Source organism: Paraburkholderia sp. BCC1885, assembly GCF_900996235.1.
GTDB lineage: Bacteria > Pseudomonadota > Gammaproteobacteria > Burkholderiales > Burkholderiaceae > Paraburkholderia.
Window position 1 is genome coordinate 67,453 of the sequence record NZ_CAAJGM010000088.1, and the last position, 22,874, is coordinate 90,326.

Genomic DNA, 22,874 nt, shown 5'->3' on the forward strand with positions numbered 1-22,874 from the left:
GATGAAGCCTGTGACCTGCGATGCGCCGCGAGGCACGTTGCAGGGCCACAGGCTTTGTCATGACGGCAGGTGCCGAAGCCACGCGGGGTTTGCTATCATGCACTGTATAAACATACAGGTTTGCTGGGCCTTGCTCCGTGGTGACAGATGCTTTCTGACGCGCTTTCCGTGGCGCCTTCTGAGATTTTGGCTGAGCCTTCGCGCGCGCCTACGCCGGTGCCTACGCCGGAGCGCTCGCGGGTGCTCTATTACCTGCTGAATTTCGAGCGCGCGCTGGCCTGGCTCGCCGAGCGTTACGACGACGTTTTCGGCGTGGAGGAGCGGCGCTTTCTCGAGGCGTTCGCACGTCTGCCGCAGGCGTCGCGGGCGCTGCTCGTGCGCATGCTGATGCGCCAGGGCACGCTGTTCAGGGCGAGCCGCCTGAATTACGACGAGATCGGCTGTCCGCTGCAAGCGGCCGCGCCGCTGGTCGAACTGGGCTGGCTCGATGCCGCGCCCAGGCTGAGCCTCGACGAATTGTTCCACCTTTCCACACGACCCGAACTCACGCGGATGTTCGCCGAAGTCGTCGCCGGCAAAGGCCTCCGCAAAGCGGATCTGCTCGACGTCCTGCGCGCCACTCACGAGGACGTCCGGCCATACGGCGCGTGGAATCCGCACGGCAGTGAGCGCGTCTTTCACGTCGCGATCGCGCCGTTGTGCGAGCGTCTGCGTTTGATGTTCTTCGGCAATCTGCAGCAGGACTGGTCGGAATTCGTGCTCGCCGACCTCGGCGTATTCCAGTACGAGACGGTGGCGTTCGAACCGTCGTCGCGGGCCTTTCAGCGGCGCGCGGATGTGGATGCTTACCTGGCGTTGCACGCCTGCCGTGAAGCGCTCGATGCCCTCGCGGATGGCGAGTCTGTCGAACCGCTGCTGGCCGAAATCGCCGCCATCGAGAGGGGCAACGCGTGGCTCGACATGCGCCGCGCGAAGCTGCTGTTTCGCATCGGCCAGCATTGCGAGCGGCAACAGGACTGGGATGCCGCACTGTCGGTGTACAGCGATTGTGCGTGTCCGGGCGCGCGTCATCGGCGCATTCGGGTGCTCGAACGCAGCGCCCGCTTCGAGCCCGCGCTGACGCTGGCGCTACAGGCCGTCGATGCCCCGGAAAGCGAGGAAGAGTGCCAGCGCGTCGCGCGCATGTTGCCGCGCCTGCGGCGCAGGCTCGGTCAGCCGTTCAGGCGGACGGCGCCCGCGCGGCCCATCGAGCGCAGCATGTTGGTTCTGGCGCGACCCGACGCGCCGTTCGCCGTCGAATACGCCGCACGCGATCATCTGAGCCGTCCGCACGCGCCCGTGCATTACGTCGAGAATGCGCTGATCAACTCGCTTTTCGGTTTGCTGTGCTGGGAACCGGTATTTGCCGCGCTGCCGGGCGCCTTCTTCCACACGTTCCAGCGCGGCCCCGCGGATCTGCATGCGCCCGATTTCCATGCGCGCCGCGCCGCACCGTTCGACGCGTGTCTCGCGCAACTGGACAGCGGGGCGTATCGTGCAACGATTCTTCGGCACATGGAGAGCAAGGCGGGGCTGCAATCGCCATTTGTATTCTGGGGGGCTTTAACGCCTGAACTGCTGACGCAGGCGCTCGACTGCCTGCCCGCGGAACATCTGAAACTTTGCTTCGCACGGCTGCTGCGCGATATCCGCGGCAACCGTTCCGGGCTGCCGGATCTGGTGCGTTTCTGGCCGGCCGAGCGGCGCTACGAACTGATCGAAGTGAAAGGACCCGGCGACCGTCTGCAGGACAACCAGATTCGCTGGCTCGAATACTGCGCGCAGCACGGCATGCCGGTGCGCGTGCTCGACGTGCGTTGGGCCGATGAAACATTTGCGGTCGAGCCGCTTGCCGCAGGCTCGGCAGCCGGCGATACCGGGGGCGCGATATGACTTACGTCGTAGCGGTGCGGGCTTTGTGCGAGTTCAGCGCGCGGCGCGGCGACCTCGACTTGCGCTTTACGCCTGCGCCGAGCGCGTCTGAAGGTATCGCCGGACACGCCACCGTCGCGGCGCGCCGTGGCAGCGGCTACGAAGCCGAAATTACGCTGACCGGCGCGCATCGCAGCCTCAGTGTGCGTGGCCGGGCGGATGGTTACGACGCGAATCTCAATCGCCTGGAAGAGGTCAAGACCTATCGCGGCAATCTTGAGACGATGCCGGGCAATCATCGCGCGCTGCATTGGGCGCAGGCGCTGGTCTACGGCCATCTGTTATGCCAGGCGCGCGGTTTGAGCGAGTTGCAGGTGGCGCTGGTGTATTTCGACATCGCGAGCCAGAAAGAGACCGTGCTGACGCAGTCGCATGACGCGGCTTCGTTGCAGGCGTTTTTTGTCGAGCAGTGCGAACGATTTATCGGCTGGGCGATGCAGGAGGAAGCGCATCGCAACGCGCGCAATGCCGCGCTCGGCGCGCTGGCATTTCCCTATGGCGAGTTTCGCAGCGGCCAGCGCGAACTGGCGGTGTCGGTGTATCGCGCGGCTCGTGACGGGCAGAATTTGATGGCGCAAGCGCCGACGGGAATCGGCAAAACGCTTGCGACGATCTTTCCGTTGCTGAAGGCTTGCGCGGCGGATCAGATCGAGCGGATTTTCTTTCTGACCGCGAAGACACCGGGCCGAGCTCTGGCGCTGGATGCGGTCGAGATGCTGCATGCGAGCGCCAATGCTGATACGCGTGTTGATACCTCCACGAACGCGCTGCCGCTGCGCACACTCGAACTGGTGGCGCGTGACAAAGCCTGCGAGCATCCCGACAAAGCCTGCCACGGCGATTCCTGTCCGCTTGCGCGCGGCTTCTACGACCGCCTCGACGACGCGCGCAGCACGGCATTGTCCGCGCGCCGTCTCGACCGTGCGGCGGTGCGCGAGGCCGCACTGGCGCACGACGTGTGTCCGTACTACCTCTCGCAGGAACTGGCGCGCTGGAGCGACATCGTGGTGGGCGACTACAACTACTACTACGACAGCAGCGCGCTGCTCTACGCGCTTACGCAAGTCAACCAGTGGCGCGTGGCGGTGCTGGTGGACGAAGCGCACAATCTGCTCGACCGGGCGCGACGCATGTACACGGCCTCACTGGAGCAAAGCGCCTTGCGGGCCGCTCGTAAGAGCGCGCCGGCCGTGCTGGGCAGGCCGCTCGAACGCCTGAACCGTGAGTGGAATGCGCTGAATCGCACGCAGACCGAGGCCTACCAGGTCCATACCGACGTGCCTCCGCGATTTCTTGGCGCGTTGCAGAATCTGATCGGCGCGGTGTCGGATCAGCTTGCCGAAGCGCCGCTATCGATCGACGAAGCGCAACTGCGTTTCTACTTCGATGCCATGCACTTCGTGTCGCTTGCCGAGCAGTTCGGCGAACATTCGGTGTTCGATGCAACGTTGACGCCGGATCGTTATCTCACGCGTCAACCTGTGACCGGCCCGGACGTGGACAGCCCGAAAACCGCAGCTGCCACGAGCCGCACCAAAGCGTCATCCACACTGTGCGTGCGCAACGTGATTCCCGCGCCGTTTCTCGCTCCGCGTTATGCCGCTGCGCGCACCACGGTGCTGTTCTCCGGCACGCTCAGCCCGCATCATTTCTATCGCGATACGCTCGGGCTCGCGGAAGCAACGCCCTGGCTGGACGTCGAAGGGCCGTTCCGCGCGGAGCAGTTGCAGGTGCATGTGGCGAGCCATGTGTCGACGCGCTGGCGCGATCGCGAACGCTCGCTCGTGCCGATTGTCGAGCTGATCGCGCAGCAGTATGCCGCGCAGCCCGGCAATTACCTGGGTTTCCTGAGCAGTTTCGATTATCTGCAGCGGGTGCAGACGCTGATGCGCGAGCGTTATCCGCTGGTGCCGGTGTGGGCGCAGGAGCCCGGCATGGACGAAGCCGGGCGCGAGGCTTTTCTGGCGCGCTTCCGGGCGCGGGGATGCGGCGTCGGATTCGCCGTGCTGGGCGGCGCGTTTTCGGAAGGCGTGGATCTCGTGGGCGAGCAGTTGATCGGCGCGTTTATCGCCACGCTCGGCCTGCCGCAGATGAACGACGTCAACGAGCAGATGCGCCGCACCATGGAGGCAAAGTTCGGCAGCGGCTACGACTACATGTATCTCTATCCGGGGCTGCAGAAGGTCGTCCAGGCCGCCGGGCGGGTAATTCGCACCGAACAGGACGTCGGTGTCGTGCATCTGATCGATGACCGCTACCGGCGTCCGGAGGTGCGTCGATTATTGCCGAGATGGTGGCGAGTTCCGTGAGGTGGGGGCGTTAGCCGCATCGGCGGCTTTGGCGTCGGTGGGGGCGGCCGGGGCGGCCGGGTCGGCTTGCGGCCCGTGTGAGGCATCGGGCGAATCGGCTGCGTCAGAAGAAGCGCGGGCTTCGCTTGCGTCCGGCTGGGGGGCGTCCGCTTTCCCGTCTTCAGCTTTAGCATCATCCACTGGCGCGCCCTCACGAACCACCACAGTCCGCTGCGGGTTCGCAATCTGGATCCCGCGTGCCTGGAACAGATCGGCCACGCGCCGGTTGAACTCGCGCTGCACGCCCCAGCGTCCGCTATCGCGGCACTGGATTTGTCCGCTCATCGTGATGGCCGAGCCGTCGACCGAATCGATACCCCAGAAGGCGAAGTCGGACAGGATGCCGTCCTTGAACTGCGGATCTTCGCGCAGGGACGTGCCGATTTCCTTCAGCGTGGCGATCGCGAGGTCGATATCCTGGCCGTAGAGAATGCTGACCTTGACCGCCGCGTTGCCGAGGCCGCGGTTGGTGTTGTTGACCGTCGACACCGAACTGAACGGCACCGTGTACAACGAACCGTCGCCGCCGCGCAGACGCACCGTGCGGATCGACAGATACTCGACGGTGCCCGACACGCCCGCGAGCGTTACCCAGTCGCCCACCTGCATGGCGTTTTCCATTAGCAGGAAAATGCCGGTGATGAAATCCTGCACCAGTTTTTGCGAACCGAAACCGAGCGCCACACCGAAGATGCTGGCGCCCGCCAGCAACGGCCCGATGTTCACACCGAGCTCGCTCAGGCCGGTCAGGACCACTACCAGCGCGATCACGACGAACAGCAGGCTGCGCAGCATCGGCAACAGGGTACGCAAGCGCGCGGCGCGCACGAGGTCGCCCGAGTTGGTCCATTGATGCAGGCGCCGTTCGACGGTCACGTTGGCCGCTTCCCAGACGAACAGCGCGACCGCCGCCGCCACCGCAATCGTGACGAGCGCGGAGGCGAGCCGGTGGCCGATGGTGCCGCTTTCGAACAGCATGCTGACGTTGGCGCCCCATACCTGCAGCAGCACGAGCGCGGTGATCACGCCCACCAGCCAGGAGATGACACGCCGCAGCATGGGGTAATAACGATATGCATGCTGATGGACGAGCGAGTTGTTCGCCTGCGCGTCCTGGCCGTCGAAGAGCCGCGCGAGTGCGCCGAAGATGACGATGGAAACGACGCGCGCGCCCACCAGCACCGCAATCGAAATGCCGCCGAGATGCACGAGCGTGTGATAACCGTTGCGCACGTCGAGCGCCCACACGAACCACAGCGCCATCACGACGAATACGCCGATGGTGGCCCATGAATCGGCAAGCGCATTACCGATTACCGAGAGCGACGGATTCGCGGCGCAGCGCGCGCGGATGCGCGCGGCGACCGGCTTGCGGCATTGCAGAATCAGCAGCGAGATCATCACGTGCGCGACCAGCGCGACCACTTTCATTAGCGCGAGATGAGCGGCTTCGTTCAGACCGAGCACCTCGGCAGTGTCCGCCACGGCCGAGCCGGCGCCGATCACGCTGACGAAAATCACCACCCAGCGCTGCGTGAACGCGGCCCAGGTCGAGCCCATCTGCAATAGACGCAGACGCGGCGCGTCGGGTTGCAGAAAGAAGCCGCTGACGATGACGGCCACGCGGCACAGCACGTAAATATCGATGATCGAATCGAGCGCGCGGTCTTGCGGCGTGCCTTCGTCGGTGAGAATCGACATCAGCAGGCTCGACGCGCCGATAAAGACACCGAGCGGCACGAACCGGACCGCCATGCGCAATGCCGCGCGCGGCAGGCGGCGCAGCAGCGAGTAATGGCGAAAAGCGTGCTGCGCGCCCGAATCGCCCGGCGGCGGACTAACGGCCGCAGGCGGAGAACCGGCGGCGGCCAGGGCGTGATTCGTGGCATCCGCTGCATCCGCTGCGGCGCTGGCTGCGGTTTCGTTGCTGGCTGCGGATGCGCCGCCGTCCGTCGCGGCAGAGGCGGCTTGCGCCTGTGCGGCCAGCGTCGCCTCCGAGGGCTCGTCGAGGAACAGTTCGCGCGGATCGATATTGCGACGCACTGCCAGCGCGGTAATCGCGCGGCGCAGCAGACGGCGCGCGAGCCACTCGAGCGCCAGCGCCGGCAGCAGGGTGCCCAGCAGCGACAGCAGGATGTTGCCCAGCACCGCGCGTTGCTGCGGGCTGTTCATCAGATCGGTCCACCAGCCGCGCACGGACGACACGTCGAGCAGGGCGACCAGCGAGTGGCGCAACGCAACGGCCACCTGGACGGCGCCATGCGCGCCCTGACGGGCCAATTGGGACGCCAGACCGTTCGATTCGAACGCCGCATGCACGGTCGCCGCCGCGCCGCTTGCCGGAGCCGAGGCGGCGGCTGGCGCCGAAGCCGGCGGCGCGCTAAGCGCGCCCGCCGCGGCGATGGCGTGCAGGGTCACTTCGATCTGCGTGCGCCGTTGCGGATCGTTGAGGACCGCCAGCGCCTGGCGAGCCTGATCGGGCGTCAGCGTGACGGCCGGAGTGGCGGAGGCGGCGGCCGACGGGGCGGTTGCGGCGAACGTCGGCGCGGCAAACAGGAGCAGTAAGCAGACGAAAAGTAGTTTGCGCATAGGGAATAGGCGGGACGGCTGCGATGAACGGCGCCGTCCGGATATAGGTCGATTCGACCGAAAAAGTCTGAACTATGAAACGACAGCGGTCTTGCTGTGCAAGTTCCGCACGATGAGGACCGATTTGAGTGCCGATCGGAGATAAACCAGTTTTGCCGGGCGTGCTTCGGGGAGCCGAAAGCACCGGCGCAGCGTAGATTATGCACGCTCGACGCGGATCGACGCCGCGAATCGGGCGTAACGTGGCCTTGACCGTCATCGCTGGCTGTCATCTTGCTTGCGCCGCTGAATCGTTACTGCGGCGACTGCCGCCCCCGCCAGCGCGCACGCCGCCGAGGCCAGCGCAACCGCGCGCAGCGCCGCGCCGAGCGCATCGGCCTGGGCGCTGGCCAGCACCGCTTGCGAGGCCGCCGGGGCCGGCGCCTGAGTTTGCGTTCGAGTTTGCGTTTGCGTGGGCGCCTGCGCTGCCATCCCGGCCGCCTGCGGTTGCAGCAATTGCCCCTTGCGCGCCGCTTCTGCCGACACGTGCAACTGGTCGAGCCGCGCAACCAGGGCCGCGTTATGCGACCACACGAACACAATGCCCAGCACGGCAACGGCGAGCAGACTCGCAATTCTCGCGACCGCGTTGTTGATGCCGGAGGCCACGCCGGTGCGTTCGGCGGTAACGGCAGCCATGACAGTGGTGGTCAGGGGCGCGACGGTGATCGTCAAACCCAGTCCCAGCACGGCCATGGCGGGAAATACCCCACTCCAGTAGACGCCGCCTGCCCAGGGCGCGGCGAGCAGCGCGAAGCCGGCCGCCGCGACCACCGGACCAACCGTCAGCAATGCCCGCGCGCCGAAGCGACGGGTGAGGCCGCCGGTGAAGCGCGACAGCAGCCCGATCGTAACCGGCAACGGCAACACGGCGGCTCCCGCCGCGGTGGCGCTATAGCCATAAGCGCGAATCAATGTGAACGGCAGGAAAAACAGCGCGCCGCCGAGGCCGAAGTAAAGCAGCAAGGTCACCAGATTGGCGCCGACGAAATCGCGCGAATGAAACACGTCGAGCGGCACCATTGGGCTGCGGCTTCTTGCTTCTATGACAACGAAGCCGGCCAGCACGGCCATGCCCGCGCCGATCAGGCCTAGCACCCGCGCATCCGCGAAACCGCGCGTCGAAGCGATCGTCAGACCATAGGTGAGGGCGGCGAGGCCCACGGCGGCTGTTGCTGCGCCGAGCCAGTCGAGTTGCTCCGGCGTGCCGGACTTGCGGCTGTCCGGCACCGAGGCGAGCGCGAGCGCCACGGTCGCGCAGGCAATTGGCACATTGAGAAAGAAGATGGCCCGCCAGGAAAACGTATCGACGAGCCAGCCGCCCGCCACCGGCCCAACGGCGGAGGTAATGGCGCCGACGCCCGCCCAGGTGCCGATCGCCTTGCCGCGCTCCTGTTCGTCGAACACGGCGCCGATGATCGCCAGGCTGCTCGGCACCAGCAGCGCCGCACCGACTCCCTGCGCGGCCCGCGCGGCAATCAGCGCAGCCGCATTCGGCGCTAAACCGCAGCCGATCGACGCCAGCGTGAAGAGGCCGATGCCGCTGACGAAAATCGTGCGCCGCCCGAGCTTGTCGCCGAGCGAGCCGCCTACCAGCACCAGCGCGCCGAGCAGCAGCAGATACGCGTTGACGACCCATTGCATGGCGGCGACGCTGGCGCCGAGTTCGCTCTGGATCGACGGCAGCGCGACGTTGACGACCGAGCCGTCGATAAACGCCATGCTCGAACCGAGGATGGTCGCCGCCAGCGCGAGCCGTTTGTGACGGCAGGCGCGTTCGGACGCGACCGGCTGTGCGCCGATGACGAGTTCGTCGCACGGGCTCGCCTGCGAGGCGACGGCGTGCGACGCCCGTGCGGGTACCTTGGTAAGTTGCGGACCGGCCACACCCACTCCTTGCTCGAACGATCTGTGCGCAGCATAGCAATGCGCCGTGGCAAGCGATAGGCGCCTGGTCATTCGGCCAGGGTGACGCGAAGTGCGAGTGCTGCGATCATCGCTTCTGACAACCGCGGATGAAAACGCGTGCGGCCGTATCCGCCGGAGTCCAGCTTGCCATGCGCGGCGCGTTGCATGTTGGCGCGCACGCATGCCATGATCGACGCGAGACAAGGCGCGCGACGCGCGGCTGCGCGGCACAACCGGAGAAGCATCATGATCAATCAGGCATCGAGCGACACGTCCGGCGGGGCATCTGCGTCGTCCGAACCGGCCCGCGCCGGCATCCCCGGTCAGATTGTGTTTGTCCTGCAGGGCGGCGGCGCGTTGGGGGCCTATCAGGCCGGCGTGTATGAAGCACTGCATGAGACGGCAATCGAACCCGATTGGGTGATCGGCACCTCGATCGGTGCGATCAACGGCGCGATCATCGCGGGCAATCCGCCGGAACAGCGCATCGAGCGGCTCAAGCAGTTCTGGGAACAGGTGGCGTATCAGGGCCGCGCGACCGCAGGTCTTCTGCCGGTACTCGACGACTGGCTGCGTAGCGTTTCCATCATGACGCGCGGCATTCCGGCGTTTTTTGCGCCAAGCCTCGGCAGTTTATTAGGCATGCATAGCGATGGCGGCGTGGCGCCCGCCGCGTTTTATTCGACAGAGCCGCTGCGCCAGACGCTGCTGTCGTTGATCGATTTCGGGTATCTGAACAGCAAGGCGACGCGGCTGACGGTGGGCGCCGTGAACGTCGGCAGCGGGCGCATGCGCTACTTTACGAACCGCGACACGCCGCTCGACGTCGATCACGTGATGGCCTCGGCCGCGTTTCCGCCGGGCTTTCCTGCGGTGCGGCTGGAGGGCGAAGCCTGGTGGGACGGCGGCATCTACTCGAATACGCCGCTCGAAGCGGTGCTCGACGACCATCCGCGGCGCGACTCGGTGATTTTTGCGGTGCAATTGTGGCCGGCGCATGGCCGCGAGCCGAAATCGATCCTGCAGGCCATGAGCCGGCAGCGCGACATTCAGTATTCGAGCCGCGCCGAGAGCCATCTCGAACGGCAGAAGCAGATTCACCGCCTGCGGCACGTGATCCGCGAACTGGAGCAGTACATTCCCGAGGACCGGCGCGATGCCGCCGAGGTACGCGAACTGCTCGGCTGGGGTTGCGGCACGACCATGCAGGTGATCGAACTCGACGCGCCGCGTTTGCCCGGCGACGACCTGCACAAAGATATCGATTTTTCGTCGGGAGGTATCAGGCGGCGCTGGGCGGCGGGCTACGCGGATACCGTGCGCATGCTGAAGAAAGCGCCGTGGCGCGAGCCGCCTGATCCGATGGAGGGGATTGCGGTTTACCGGTCGGACCCGGAGGCGGATCCAACCCCGTAACCCACGCCGTCATCCACCTCGGTGCCGGCGTTAATGCGTCGATACGGAGACCAATGGCGTGTCCCGCTCGCTGTCGTCGTCGTTTTGCGGTGCAGCCGTGTCGGACGCGCGGCCCGCCGCGCCATCCTGATTGACGCGGTTGGCGTGCATCAGCCGGTACAGCGTGGCGCGCGAGACGCCCAGATCCGCCGCTGCCTCGGAGAGTTTGTAGCCGTGGCGTTGCAGCGCCTGCTCGATGGCGTCCTTCTCCGCCTTGCTGCGGATCTCGGCGAGCGTCGCCACCGGCGCGTTGGCCGATTGCGGCAGCCCGAGATCGGTGGCTGTGATGAAGCGGCCTTCGCTCATCACCACCGCGCGCCGCACGCAATTGATCAGTTCGCGGACGTTGCCGGGCCAGCCGTAATTGGACATCGCCTTGACCGCATCGCTGGAAAAGCCGCGGATTTTGCGTGAACCGTCCTGCCGGTACATGCTGAGCGCATAGTTGGCGAGCAGCTTGATGTCGCCGCCGCGCTCGCGCAACGGCGGCTCGACGAGCCGCAACACGCATAGCCGGTGATACAGGTCGGAACGGAAGCGGCCGTCTTCGACCGCCTTTTCCAGATCGACGTGGGTGGCCGAAATCACGCGCACGTCCACCTTGATTTCGCTGGTGCCGCCGAGGCGCTCGATGGTGCCCTCCTGCAAAAAGCGCAGCAGCACGGCCTGGCATTCGTGCGGCATGTCGCCGATCTCGTCGAGAAACAGCGTGCCCTGGTGCGCGCTTTCGATCCGGCCGGTCTTGCGCTGCACGGCGCCGGTGAAGGCCCCGCGTTCGTGGCCGAACAATTCGGCCTGCAGCAGGGTAGGGGGAATCGCCGCGCAATTGATCGCGACGAAGGCCTGCGCCGAGCGCGGTGAGCGCACGTGGATGGCGCGCGCGGTCAGCTCCTTGCCTGTGCCCGATTCGCCGGCGACGAACACCGGCGCATCCGTGACCGCGCATTTATCGATATGACGATAGAGCTGCAGCATTGCCTCGCACTGACCGACCATTTCGTGGCGACCCATCGACGGTTCCGGCGTGACCTGGGTCTTGCGCAGATTCGACAGGCCATGCGCGTGTCCCAAGGCGAAGATCAGCCGCTCGTTCAGGCACGGCCGGGTCACGAAGTCGAAACAGTAGTCGAGGATGAAGCGGCTCACCAGTTCGTTGTCGGACTGGCCCGGCGCGATCTGCGCGACCCAGTTGGTCTCCATGCGGCGCATGCATGCTTCCAGCGCCGACAGATATTGCAGCGTGCAGTCTTCCGGCAATTCGATCAGGCCGACCTTGATGTTGTCGCGCTCGATCATGCGCTCGGCGATGGCGGTCGTCTTGGCGTGCGCCGCCTGCCAGCCGCTCGCGGCCAGGAATTTGCCGAGCAGTTCGTCGGGCCTGGCGGAAACACAGAGCACCGTGCGGTCGATCTCTTGCGGCGTGTCAATCTTGGTCATGTTACCCCCCGGTTCGGTGCTGCGTATGCGCGGGCTCGTGCAGAGCCGCTCACCGCAAAATCAATGGCGCGCCGAATAATTTGTTCATACGAACTCTCGATTTTCATTTTCGTTTCTACCCCGCTGATACGGTGGTTGGCGTGTTTCCGCCGGTTTCTCTATATTGCGCTCTACGTGGCGCATGGCCCAAAGATAGAACAAAATAATAGGCCCTGCCATACGCGCAAATCTGGATGACGAGTGCGCCGCGCGCCGCTGCCTTAGGCCCAGTGCGGGCGGGCACGCGCCGCGCTAAAGGTGGTTCGGACTGACCCGGTACACGGCGTGTATCAATTCTGTCTCAAACCGGGAATGCGTGTAACGATTATTTTTTAATAAATGTTAATTCCCCAACCGGCAGCTTTGACCGGAAGTGGTATTTGATTGGCACTAAAGTGGCTGAATTCGATTGCGGCTTTAATGGCGCAAACCTTTGCGCGAAAAATCCATTTTTTGCCCGCGTAATGTGCGACGGCAGCTGGGGCAGATGGGTTAATTCTGGGCGTTTTGCGGCAATGCCTTGATGCAGGCGGCTTTCGCCGCGCTTTTCAAGCGCGGCGCGGTGCTCGGGTCAACGCCGACGCGGCGTCAAATTCGCGGCCTGATAGCGCCAGGCCCGGCAGGTTCGCAAAGCGCGCAGTATCGGTATGGATTGCTTGCGATACCTAACTGACTTTTCATTTCGCGGTCTTACATGGGCAACTGATGTCTCACAATTGAGACACTTCGGGCCGTGTGCGGTACCCCACATAGTGAAGCGCGGCCAAACTCCCTGCTTGCCGTCGCGCCATGCCGAGGTCTCATCAAGGCTGCTGCGCCCGGCCCTTTGTGTCTCCATCGCGTCGGTCCTCGGAACTACTTGCCGAGCCGATGTTTCGGACCCCGTAAATTTGTCGTCGCTAGCGAGTCGCAGGGCTGCAACAATTTTTGCGCCATCCTCCTCCCAGTGCGCCAGACTGGCATGCCTATGGGCCGCGAAGCCCGTCAGCATAACGCTTTGCGAATAGCTGGCACGGTCGTCGCTATATGTCCTGCACTCGGTAGCAATGCATCGCACCGGAAAGCAGCAGCAGCGCGGGGAAGCAGAAGTCTGAAGAAAAAGACAGGCAAGCGCGAAGACGCCAGGGAAGGAAAAAACAACGAACGATCAAGTCCATACCAAAGGGTGCGACGGGGCCAACAAAAAGCAGGGCGCGGCGGGGCCAACGAGGAAGCAAGCCTTCATCAGAAGGGCTGCAAAAAGCGGTAAAAGGTTTCACAACGGGCGGATCAACAGCCTGATCGGCAGTCACCGGATAGGGGCGGGTGTTCCCCGTCTGGTGCAGACCGATCGCATCGATGCTTCGCGGGGACGGCTTCGGCCGTGCGGCAGATCGGATCAACACGATCACCAGGGGAACGAAGCGGATGATTGCGGCGCATTTCGACGCCGGCGTTGATAAACGCTCTTTTTTATTCGGCCGGCCCGTCTCTCGTGGACGGCGGCAACTTCTCATCATTTGCGCATCACGCCTCGTGTCCAGTCCTTATCTGCGCCATCCCGGCAGCAATAAAGTAAGGAGTACGAGATGAAAAATATAAAGTGGCTTGGGACACAGGCGTTCACGGTCGTGGGAACGCTGGTAGTGGTGCTGTGCGCATTGCGCTGGATACCGGCGCATAGCGTCGGGTCGACGAAGATCGCCGTAGCCGCCGTCGATATCGACGTGGGCCAGCGACTCGCACCGCGTTTAATCAAAGTGATCGATTGGCCCATTGGCACGATGCCGCCCGGTGCGTTTAGCGATCCTGACAAACTCGACGGCCGCGTGGCGAGCGCGAGCATGATCCGAGGCGAGCCGCTCACCGAGCGTGACCTTCAGCCTCTGACGACGGCCGCCGTCAGCCGGCATCGCGCCGATGCGGCTGTTCTTGCCGCCACGCGCGGCGACGATTCCGATGCAATAGCGTGGTTGTCGCTGCTCGGTGAGCCGTGGGGACCCGTTGCATCGAAACCCTCATAATTTCAGCTCGCTTACCAGCGCGCTTTCCGTCATTATTTCGCGCGGCGAAAGTAAAATCCGTATCGGGAACTCTGACATGCCGCTTTCCCCATTCATTGCAAATTATTCCGCTTTATGGCTTTAATTTGAATGGCCGGAGTTGGCCGGCTGCATACTCGCGCCAGTGAAAGTACAAAGGCCGAATAAACGCTGTACAGAGCCGCGCGCGCTCATTTAGAATCCGCTCATCCATGAATATGGGTTGCAGATAATATCGATGCAATTCACATGAATTCGATCGTCGCCAGGCAGTGATGGCGGCGTCGTTGTTCCGCGTCCGATCAAGCTGTGTCAGGCCGTTCCGCGAACCATCCGCGCGTCGTTCGCAGGGAGGCCGTTGTGTCGATACGATGCTGGGGCTTTATGAATCTAATTTGTCCGACATCTCGCCGTATGAATCAGGCCAGATTTTCTTGCGACGCGCGGCGTTTGAGAGATTCCCGCCAATCCGTTGTCGAACTGATTTTCTTCGGCTTTTACGCGTGCGAATGCGGAGCCGGCAACCGTTTAAGCGTGATTCGATTATTTCATTGAGTTTTAAACAAGGAGCAGCGATGGCTTGGCGTAATCGTTTCAATCAGGGTGAAGCCGGGGCGCAGTCGACGCAGCCGCTCGCGCGCCGGTTCGCGGCGGCCCATGTGGCTCAGGTGGCCGCTCAGTTGGCCACTCACGTAGCGGCTCAGATGGCGGTGGTGGCGGCAGCCTGTTTTGCGCTGGCCGCCTGCAGCACCGCCGACGACGCGAGCGCGGACGCCAGGGCGAAAGCCGCTGCCGCCGCCGTCGCGCCGCTGCCGAAGGGCACGGTGATTCCGGTGGGCGACGCGCCGGCCGGGCTGGACATCAGCGCCGACAGCAAGTGGCTCTATGCGACCAGCAACGGCGACAACACCCTGGCGGTGGTCGATCTGTCCGCGCGCAACGTGAGCAAAACCATCGACGGCCACGCGCCCGCCAAGACCTCCGACGATTGCACGGACAACCTCTGCCGCGGCGTAGGCGCAGTGGGCGTCGCGGTCGACGCCAACGGCCACCGCGCCTATGTGACCTCGCTGCGGCAGGATTCCGTGGCGTTCGTCGATCTGGACAAGGGGCGCATCCTGCGCACGATCAAGGCGCAACGCTTCCCGCAAAATATCGTACTGTCGCCGGACGGCCGCCGTGCTTACGTGTTCAATGTCGTGTCCAACACGGTTTCGGTATTCGAGACGGCCAACGGCCGGCCGTCCGGCCGCCTCGCGCTGAAGGGTGGCGATGCCCACGACCAGCCGTTTGGCCGGGCGGTCGGGTTGGCCTTGTCGGCGGACGGCAAGCGCCTGTTCGTGACCAATGGCGTCGCAGGCACGGTCGAGGTGTTCAATACGGCAAACCGTCGCCTCGCCGGCAGCATCGACGCAGCCGGCGCGCTCGACCTGCAGGTGGATCCGCATGGCGGCAATCTGCTGGTGCTCGGGCGCGACGGCATCACCGAATACGACGCGCAAACCCTCAAGCCCGCCAGTACGCTGCATTTTTGCGGCACGCCGACGATTTACCACTTCGCGCTGAGCCCCGACGGCAGCACGCTGGCGTTGACGTTGCCGCAAGACGGCGTGGTGGCGAGCGTCGCACGCGATACGGGCAAGGTGACGGGCGGCTACGCCGCTGGCGACGCCCCGCAGGCGTTGCGTTACACGCCGGACGGCGCGACCCTCGCCGTGGTTTCGAATGGCGGCGTGGTGCTGTTCGACACGTCGGATCGCAGCGGCGCAGCGGCATTGGTGGCGAAGCAGGGACAGTTGTTCTGCCCGGCGGCGGCGAATTGAGCGTCGCCGTGTCGACGCCGCGCTGATCGCGCCGGCTCAATCAGTTGTTTGATCAGGTGATAGAAGCAGAAGCGCCCGCCCGGTTACAAGGAGCGGGCATTCACCCGATTGCCGGATCAGGCGCGAACAGGCTGCGCGGCCCATACCGAAACACCGGCCGCCGCGATAGAAAACCGGTGCTGCGAACCGGGCGTCAGACGGCTGTCCTCGCTGGCAATATCGAAGAACGCGCCGCCGAGGTCCACGCGGATATACCGCTCGCCGCGGCGTAGTTCGATGGCGTCGATGCTGCCGAGATGAGGGCCGTCGGGCGTGGCCACCAGCGCGTGCGACGACACGCGCCACATCACCCGTTGACCCGCCGCAAGCGAAAGCGCGGCGCTCGACGCGGTCCTCACCCGCAGACCGTTGCCGATTTCGAGCACGCCCTCCTCGCGCATCACGCCTTCGCCGACGTTATGCAGTCCGAGCAATTCGGCGACGCGCATCGTCGCGGGCTGCTCGTAGACCGTGTCGATCGGACCCGCCTGCAGCACGCGTCCGGCTTCGATCACCAGCACTTCGTCGGCGAGCAACGCAGCTTCGTCGGGGTCGTGCGTGACGACGATCGTCACCGCGGCGATCTCCCGCTGCAAGGCGCGCAACGACTGCTGCAAACGACGGCGGCGCGGGGTGTCGAGCGCGGCGAACGGCTCGTCGAACAGCAGAAGCTGGCTGTGACGCGTCAAGGCCCGTGCGAGCGCGACGCGCTGGCGCTGGCCGAACGATAGTTGATGGGGCAGGCGTCCGGTCAGCGCGGCAAGGCCGAGATGCTCAAGCCAATAGCGGGCGCTGGCCGCGTCCGCATCCACCGGAAAGGCGAGCTGCTGCGCCACCGTCATGTGCGGAAACAGCCCGTAGTCCTGCGGCATGTAGCCGATCTGACGACGCTCCGGCGGCAAAACGTCAAGCGCCGCTGTGCCTAGTCGCACGGTGCCGTTTTCGTTGTGCTCGAGGCCGGCGATCAAACGCAGCGTCAGCGATTTGCCGGAACCCGACGGCCCGATGATGGCGAGACGGCGGGTAGCTGGCGCCCAGGCCACATCGAGATCGAAGCCGCCGAGATGGCGAGTCAGATGAAACGCAAGCCGCAGCGGTTCGGCGGCGGCCGCCGGCAATGAGCCTGCGGGCAGCACGGCCGCATCTTCGCCGTTTTCCAGCGGCTCGATGCCAGTCTGACGCCGGCTGTATAGCGACAGCGCCGCGCAAACAATGGCGATGGCCAGGGTGGGCAGCAGCAACGGCATCATGGCCGGCAAGCCCTGGCCGCCGAACACCACGTAGGTATAGACCGGCAGCGAATACGGGTGATACGCCACCATGACGGTGGCGCCGAATTCACCGAAGGCCCGCAGCCACGCGAGCGCGAGCCCGGCGCGAATGGCCGGCCACGCCACCGGCAGGACGACACGAAAAAAGCGGCTGCCGGCGTGATGGCCGAGGGTGGCGGCGACGTCGTCGAAGACCGGATCGACGGCGGCAAAGGCGGATTTCGCCGCGATGATGAGGAACGGCGCGGCGACGAAGGTCTCCGCGAGCACGATGCCGGCAAACGAATCGGTCAGCGTGCCGCCCGTCAGACGGCCAATGCCGCTATACGGCCCGAGCAGAAACAGCAGCAGCACGCCGCTCGTGAGCGGCGGCAGCGCGAGCGGCAACTGCACGACAAAGCCGAGCACGGCGACCTTGCGCGAACTGGAGCGCGCCAGAAAATAGCCGAGCGGCACGCCGCCGAGCAGGATCACCAGCGAGGCGACGCTCGCGCTCGCCGCCGAGATGCCCACGGCCGACCAGGTGGCGTGCCAGTCGACATTGGCCCAGTCGGCCGCGCCGAGCTGGGGCACGCTCGCGACGAACGGCGCGCAAAGATACGCGGCAAGCAGCGCGGCCAGCCAGAAAAGCGGCCGGGCCGCGATACGCTTCATGCCGTTACTGTGCCGCGTCGATCACGGCCTGTACCGACGGTGGGACCGCCTGACCGTTGCCGGTGACGGTGGGTTTGATCACATCCACGCCATGCTGTTTGAGCAGCGCGCGGCCTTGCGCGCTCAGCAGGAAATCGACGAAGCGCGCGGCGCCGGGGCCGTTCGGTGCGTCGCTCAGGATCGTCAGGGTGTAGCTGGCCTTGGCGGCCAGTTCAGGCGCCGGCTGAAACGCGGGGATTTTCAGGTCGGAGGTTTCGGTGGAATAAAAGAAACCGGCGTCGAGCTGGCCCGATTGCAGACGGCCGACGAGCGTTTCTTCCGGCAATACCTGAGCGGGATTTTCGGCGTCGCCGAGCGTCTTTTCGACCAGATCCGGCTGATGGTAGAGATCAGCCGCCTTGGTCATCATCTCCATGGTGAACGCGCCCTTCGGATCCAGCTTCGGGTCGGTACGGCCGATGCGGATGCCCGGCTCCTGCAGCACCTGGTCCCAGCGCTTCGACTTGAAGTCGGCGGCGAATTGGCTCTTCGGGTTGTAGCCGATCATCAGCGGCGATTCGGCGAAGTTGACGTACCAGCTCACGTGGTCGCCGTTGTCCGCGCCCATCAGGCTCTGGTTGACCTTCGGACTGGCGCTGATGAACACGTCACCGCGACGTAGCTTGCCCTTGATTTCGTTGGCGATCTTGTTCGAGCCCGCCGCGTAGCCGCGGAACTGCAGGCCGGTGGCTTTTTCGAAAGCGGGTCCGACGCTGCGCTCCATCAGGTTGACGAGCGACCCGGCGTACAGCACGTTGACGGTATTGTCCTGGGCGAAGCCGGGAGTGGCGGCCACCATGCCGGCGACTACCGTGAAAGATGCAAGCAGCTTGCGAATCATGCCGTTTCCCGTAGCGTTATAAAGATCGCTATATTACGACGCCACCGCGGAATGTGGGTTGAATTGCCCACCGCCGCCTATGGGCCGGACGATATATCCGGTATGCCGCACGGCCTTCTGCCAAGGCGGCCGGGGCGCGGCGTAATATATGCGAAGATATAGCGTTGCGAGGCGTGTGACGGGCGGGCGCGAGGGATTGCGCCGGTGCTTGCTACGCGTCCTTTCTGCGTCGATTTGACGCGCCTTGCGGGCGCGAAGCGCCGCACCCGCCGGAGGAATTGCAAGCATGGAACTGATGAATCTGGGCGTCGAACCGGCGCATGAGGCGCATGAGGCCCATGAGGCGCACGAGGCCCATGAGGCGCACGAGCAGACAGCAAGCGATTTTCGCCTGACCGGCCACGTGCTGCGGCCGTTGTCGCTCTCCGTCGAGCAGTTGCGGCGCTACGACAGCATGCTCGGTACGCCGTTCGACCTGCGCTGTTTTACGACTAACCGCTTTATTCGCCGGGTGGGCCGTTATCGCGGCGTGGGTCTGACGGATCTGATCGCCGACGCCGGTCTGCGCAACGATGCGCCGGGCGACTTCAAACGGATGGTCTTCGTCGCGGCCGCGCACGATGGCTACTCGGTGGCTTTTTCGTGGCACGAACTGTTCAATACGCCGGTGGGCGAGAGCGTGCTGATCGCCTACGAGTGCGACGGCGAGCCTTTAAGCGCGGCAGACGGCGCGCCGATCCTGTATTCCGGCGCGGACATCATGGCGGCGCCCCGGCATGTAAAGCGCCTCGTGCGGGTCGACGTGCAGGTGCTGCGGCCGTTGTCGTGATCCGGGCGGGTTTGCACGTCAAGGGATGCGTCGTCGTACCATAGGCCACTTATCCTCGGCCTGACTATTATGTCTGACGACGCGCCTCCCGGCTTACCTTCCATGACCTCCGTTGCGGCGGCGCCGGCGCGGGGCTTCGACCAGGCTTGCGCCGCCCGGGTCAGCCAATGGATGGCTACGGCAGTCGACGCCGGTTCCTTCGATACCCTCCTGTTTGCGAAGCTCGTCGCTGCGCGCGAAGTGCGGGGCGAATGGGCTTTGCTCGGATTATCGGCGGTTCAGTGGGCCGGGCTCATGAGCCGGCATTTTGCGAGGGTGTCGGCATTGCCGGGCTCGACTGGCGGCCTGACATATGGCGCCGGCGTCGCGTCCAAGCTGACGTTGACCCCACCTCAGCACGTCGACTTTGTGTCGTCCCTGCGAGCCTTACTGCTGCATTACGCGGATCCGGCCGTTTGCCCCGACGACGCCCAATGTCTCGCGACGATCGTCGCCTACGCGTGCCTGCGGCCGGACCACTTATGGCGCGATCTGGGACTGAAGGGACGCGACGAAGTCTCGGCCATGCTCGAGCGGTATTTTCCGTCGCTGATTAGGCTGAACGTCGAAAATCTGCGCTGGAAGAAGTTTCTGGCCCGCCAGCTTGCCGTGTCGCTCGGCGAGGAGCCGGGTCCCGCGCCGGGTTGTCCCGGTTGCGAGGACTACGGCTTTTGCTTTCCATCCGCGTCCTGAGTCGTCCGCTGTGGCGTCGTCCGGGGCTTCATCAGAGGTGTAATCAGAGCCAAGTGCGTGCCAACGCCCTGGTGCGGTTTTTCGACTGTTGCCTCATAAGCCGCTTCGTGTATGCTTTCGCGCATGGCTGAAACCGCAAAAACCCGATCCGTCCCGGCGAAAAAAACTGCCGCCGGGACAGGCAAACGAGCCGGCACACGAGCCGGCATCGCCGCCCCTCGAACTGCCACGAAAGCCGACGTTGAAACCGCCGGTGACGCGTCCAATCCGGCTCCGGCGGCGCCCCCCGCGGCCCGCACGAAAACGCGGCCCGAGGTGCGCTTCCGCATGCGCATTCGCAAGGGCGAGGTGGTGGCGCTCGGCCCCGGCAAGGTGGAATTACTCGAAGCGGTGCATGAGCACGGCTCTATTTCGGCAGCCGCGCGCAGCCTCGACATGTCGTACCGCCGCGCCTGGCTGCTGATCGACGAACTGAATCAGTCGCTCAGATCGCCCGCGACGGTCTCTGAGCAGGGTGGGCAAAGCGGCGGCGGCTGCGTGCTCACGCCGGTCGGCGAGAATATCGTGCGGCTCTATCGTGGCGTCGAGGCACAAGCCGCGGCGGCCTGCGCAAAACAGATCGACGAACTGATCCGGCTGATCCGGGCCTGAAAGCCCGACATCCTTACGGATGTCAGACGAAGCGCCGGCGTCCATTCACGACGTGACGAGGCGCCTTTACGCGAGGCGCTTTTACGCCAGGTGTCTTTACCCGTGCCGCAGACAAAACGCCGAAGCCGGCCGCGCGCCTGCCGCGACGTTTCGCGCCGTGGCGGGGTCGGCCTGTAGACGTCCGACCAGATCGATGAAACTGGCCACGCTCGCCGTGCGCAGCGGGTAATACTCCACCTGATGACGCTCGCATACGCGCTTTAGCGTGTTCATCGAATCGTGGTCGATGCAGTCCACCGGGAACACCACGAGGTCGGCGCCCGGCAGCGCGGCCGCCAGCAGGCCTTTGCGATCTTCCACCCCGCCGTCGTGCACCACGAGTTCGCCGCCGGCCGACGCCACCAGCGCCTTGAGCGCCGCATTCGAGCCGGGCCGTCCGCCCACATACACAATCCGCTTGCCCGCCATACCATCCAGCCCGGCGCGGCGCGTGTCCGGCTGATCCAGTGCATCGAGCGTGGCGCGTTCGAGCGCGTAGCATTCCGACTGCACCGCCTTCAGCAAGGCCAAGGTCTGGTCGCGGCTTTCGCGCAGCGCTTCGGCCGCCGCCTGTTCCTGCAAGGCGCGCTGCTCGGCGGCTTCGCGGCGGCTCGTGTGCAGCGCGAGGCGCTGGTCGGCTTCCGCGAGTTTTTCCTGCAGCGCCTTGACTTCGTCCGCGAGGCTCGCGCCGTCCGTCGACGTCTGGCGGCTCGCCTGCGCCGTCAGCTTGACGATCTGCTCGCTGAGTTGCGCGATGGCCGCGTCGCGCTGCGTGCTGAGTTCGTGCAGGCGGCTCTGTTGCCGCTCGATCTTGTCGCGCAGCTCGGCGTTTTCCTCTTCGAGCGCAACGAGACGGCGAATGTCCGCGCGATTCGCCGCGCCCACCAGATGCGACAGCATGTGCAGCTCACCGAACGCCGCCTGGCGAACCGGCATGGTGGCAAACGGATGGGTCATCAGCGCCCAGTAGGACGGCGGGATGTCGCCGTTCTTCAGCGCTTCGTTCCACAGCGCCAGCACGCTTTCTTCGTCGCGCGCCTGCTCGAAGCGGCGGATCGCGCCGGCGTAGCGTTCGTCGAGCGCCTTCTGCAGCGCCTTGCCGCCCGCGCCGCCCGCGATGGCGAGTTCGACCGCCGCGTGGTGGATTTCCAGGTCGGTGGCTTTCTGGCGATCGAGGTCGGTGAATTTGGGTACCAGCTTGCGCAGTTCGTGCGTGGTGAGGCACGTTCCGATCACCGAGCAGTGCAGATGAGGATCGAGTTCGACGAGCCGGGTGCGCCGCTTCGAACTGGCGGCGAGTTGCGTGGACGTGGGCGCGCAACAGGCGTCGGCGGCGCGCAGACGAGCGCCGGCGTTATCGTCGGTGTGGCTCGCGTCTGCGGTTCGGGCGAGGCGAAACGGGGGAGCTTGCATGATGACCTCGAATCCGGTTCCGGTGTCTGCGTCGCCGGCTATCCGCACCGGATGATGTCGACGCAACCACCCTCAATCTCAGTACCGCAATATATCATCGAATATAACGACGGGTTTTCGACTGGCCCGCGCCTGGTCCGCGTCTGACCTATGACCGGCGGGCGCCTGCCATGCCTCGTACCGCGCCGCTAGTTCTCCGGCGACAGCGCCAGCGGCGCTCGCGCATGCTGTTCCAGCACATGCTCGACACACAGACCCACGAAGGTCGCGTCGAGCCGCGCCAGTTCGGCGGCGGCCTTGCGCAGCGCGGCGGGGTCGTTACTGTGTGCGTCGGAAAAAATGGCGTCGCGCAGATGTTCCGCCGAGCGGGCTTCCTCGATTGCCGCGCGCAACTCCTGAAAGCGGCCGAAGCCGGCCGTTTTACCGTGCTCCGCGAGCAGGGACAGCAACTGATTGAACGAATGCGAGCCCATGCCGCCGGACAAAATGGCGCTGTCCTGGCCGTTATCCTGGCCGTTCGCGAACATCTGCACGAAACGCAGCACGCTGCCATACAGACGCCTGAAAGCATCGACGACGTCGCGGATCAGTTCCGCGCGCCCGCGATCGGGCGCGGCCTTCAACGCCGTGATGCTCGTCGAAAAGTTCTTCGCGGGCCGCTCGCGGTGTTCGCGGTGTTCCGGTGATTCGGGCAGAGGGGATCGACTGCGCACCAATCTGGGCTCCAGGGGATGGG

The 22,874-nt window shown here is 65.0% G+C and carries 17 protein-coding genes; 8 read left to right on the forward strand and 9 right to left on the reverse strand.

Annotation, left to right across the window (positions count from 1 at the left end; translation table 11 throughout):
• Positions 1 to 216: 216 nt before the first annotated feature.
• Together FQ755_RS07180 and FQ755_RS07185 are read left to right on the forward strand one after the other, a co-directional pair.
• Positions 217 to 1,932, forward strand: a complete 1,716-nt coding sequence (locus tag FQ755_RS07180) for a VRR-NUC domain-containing protein (RefSeq protein WP_409937227.1) — start codon at positions 217 to 219, stop codon at positions 1,930 to 1,932.
• The gene (locus tag FQ755_RS07185) at positions 1,929 to 4,280 is read left to right on the forward strand and encodes an ATP-dependent DNA helicase (protein ID WP_144152568.1); all 2,352 of its coding nucleotides are present in this window, start codon (positions 1,929 to 1,931) and stop codon (positions 4,278 to 4,280) included. Before FQ755_RS07180 ends, FQ755_RS07185 begins: the two co-directional genes overlap by 4 nt.
• On the opposite strand, the gene FQ755_RS07190 is transcribed toward FQ755_RS07185, so the two are convergent.
• The 3 genes from FQ755_RS07190 to FQ755_RS37210 all read right to left on the reverse strand — a co-directional run bounded on the left by FQ755_RS07190 (position 4,251) and on the right by FQ755_RS37210 (position 9,043).
• Positions 4,251 to 6,908 carry a mechanosensitive ion channel family protein gene (locus FQ755_RS07190; RefSeq protein WP_144152570.1) on the reverse strand — a complete coding sequence of 886 codons (2,658 nt, stop codon included), beginning with the start codon at positions 6,906 to 6,908 and terminating at the stop codon, positions 4,251 to 4,253. The genes FQ755_RS07185 and FQ755_RS07190 overlap by 30 nt on opposite strands.
• 255 nt (positions 6,909 to 7,163) lie before the next feature.
• Positions 7,164 to 8,834, reverse strand: a complete 1,671-nt coding sequence (locus FQ755_RS07195; protein WP_260858377.1) for an MFS transporter — start codon at positions 8,832 to 8,834, stop codon at positions 7,164 to 7,166.
• Positions 8,835 to 8,902: 68 nt separating this feature from the next.
• Positions 8,903 to 9,043, reverse strand: a complete 141-nt coding sequence (locus FQ755_RS37210; protein ID WP_186308439.1) for a hypothetical protein — start codon at positions 9,041 to 9,043, stop codon at positions 8,903 to 8,905.
• A gap of 58 nt (positions 9,044 to 9,101) precedes the next feature.
• Here FQ755_RS37210 and FQ755_RS07200 point away from each other — a divergent pair, with 58 nt between their 5' ends.
• A complete protein-coding gene (locus tag FQ755_RS07200) occupies positions 9,102 to 10,271 on the forward strand; it encodes a patatin-like phospholipase family protein (RefSeq protein WP_260858378.1) in 1,170 nt (389 codons plus the stop codon).
• A 30-nt stretch (positions 10,272 to 10,301) separates the two neighbouring features.
• On the opposite strand, the gene FQ755_RS07205 is transcribed toward FQ755_RS07200, so the two are convergent.
• Positions 10,302 to 11,747: a sigma-54-dependent transcriptional regulator gene (locus FQ755_RS07205; RefSeq protein ID WP_144152576.1), complete on the reverse strand. Its 1,446-nt coding sequence runs from the start codon at positions 11,745 to 11,747 to the stop codon at positions 10,302 to 10,304.
• 1,061 nt (positions 11,748 to 12,808) lie between these two features.
• Positions 12,809 to 13,285, reverse strand: a complete 477-nt coding sequence (locus FQ755_RS07210) for a hypothetical protein (protein WP_144152578.1) — start codon at positions 13,283 to 13,285, stop codon at positions 12,809 to 12,811.
• A 69-nt stretch (positions 13,286 to 13,354) separates the two neighbouring features.
• On the opposite strand from FQ755_RS07210, the gene FQ755_RS07215 reads away from it, so the two are divergent.
• Both FQ755_RS07215 and FQ755_RS07220 read left to right on the forward strand, forming a co-directional pair.
• Entirely contained in the window at positions 13,355 to 13,789 is a 435-nt protein-coding gene (locus FQ755_RS07215) for an SAF domain-containing protein (RefSeq protein ID WP_144152580.1), read from the forward strand.
• A gap of 593 nt (positions 13,790 to 14,382) precedes the next feature.
• Positions 14,383 to 15,630: a beta-propeller fold lactonase family protein gene (locus FQ755_RS07220; RefSeq protein ID WP_186308440.1), complete on the forward strand. Its 1,248-nt coding sequence runs from the start codon at positions 14,383 to 14,385 to the stop codon at positions 15,628 to 15,630.
• A 116-nt stretch (positions 15,631 to 15,746) separates the two neighbouring features.
• Here the strand turns inward: FQ755_RS07220 and FQ755_RS07225 are convergent, their stop codons facing one another.
• Together FQ755_RS07225 and FQ755_RS07230 are read right to left on the reverse strand one after the other, a co-directional pair.
• A complete protein-coding gene (locus tag FQ755_RS07225; protein ID WP_144152584.1) occupies positions 15,747 to 17,594 on the reverse strand; it encodes an ATP-binding cassette domain-containing protein in 1,848 nt (615 codons plus the stop codon).
• 4 nt (positions 17,595 to 17,598) lie between these two features.
• Entirely contained in the window at positions 17,599 to 18,474 is an 876-nt protein-coding gene (locus FQ755_RS07230) for an extracellular solute-binding protein (RefSeq protein WP_144152586.1), read from the reverse strand.
• A gap of 295 nt (positions 18,475 to 18,769) precedes the next feature.
• Between FQ755_RS07230 and FQ755_RS07235 the strand changes: the two genes are divergently transcribed.
• The 3 genes from FQ755_RS07235 (at position 18,770) to FQ755_RS07245 (ending at position 20,686) form a co-directional block, all read left to right on the forward strand.
• Positions 18,770 to 19,303 (forward strand): molybdopterin-dependent oxidoreductase, encoded by a 534-nt coding sequence (locus FQ755_RS07235; protein ID WP_144152713.1) that lies wholly within the window; start codon positions 18,770 to 18,772, stop codon positions 19,301 to 19,303.
• Positions 19,304 to 19,405: 102 nt separating this feature from the next.
• Entirely contained in the window at positions 19,406 to 20,035 is a 630-nt protein-coding gene (locus tag FQ755_RS07240; RefSeq protein ID WP_313957428.1) for a nitrogen fixation protein NifQ, read from the forward strand.
• A 327-nt stretch (positions 20,036 to 20,362) separates the two neighbouring features.
• Entirely contained in the window at positions 20,363 to 20,686 is a 324-nt protein-coding gene (locus FQ755_RS07245) for a winged helix-turn-helix domain-containing protein (protein WP_144152717.1), read from the forward strand.
• 96 nt (positions 20,687 to 20,782) lie between these two features.
• Here FQ755_RS07245 and FQ755_RS07250 read toward each other — a convergent pair whose 3' ends face one another.
• Complete coding sequence (locus FQ755_RS07250) at positions 20,783 to 22,138, reverse strand: DUF2325 domain-containing protein (protein ID WP_144152588.1); 1,356 nt, start codon at positions 22,136 to 22,138, stop codon at positions 20,783 to 20,785.
• 188 nt (positions 22,139 to 22,326) lie between these two features.
• A complete protein-coding gene (locus FQ755_RS07255; RefSeq protein WP_260858381.1) occupies positions 22,327 to 22,851 on the reverse strand; it encodes a hypothetical protein in 525 nt (174 codons plus the stop codon).
• Positions 22,852 to 22,874 lie beyond the last annotated feature (23 nt).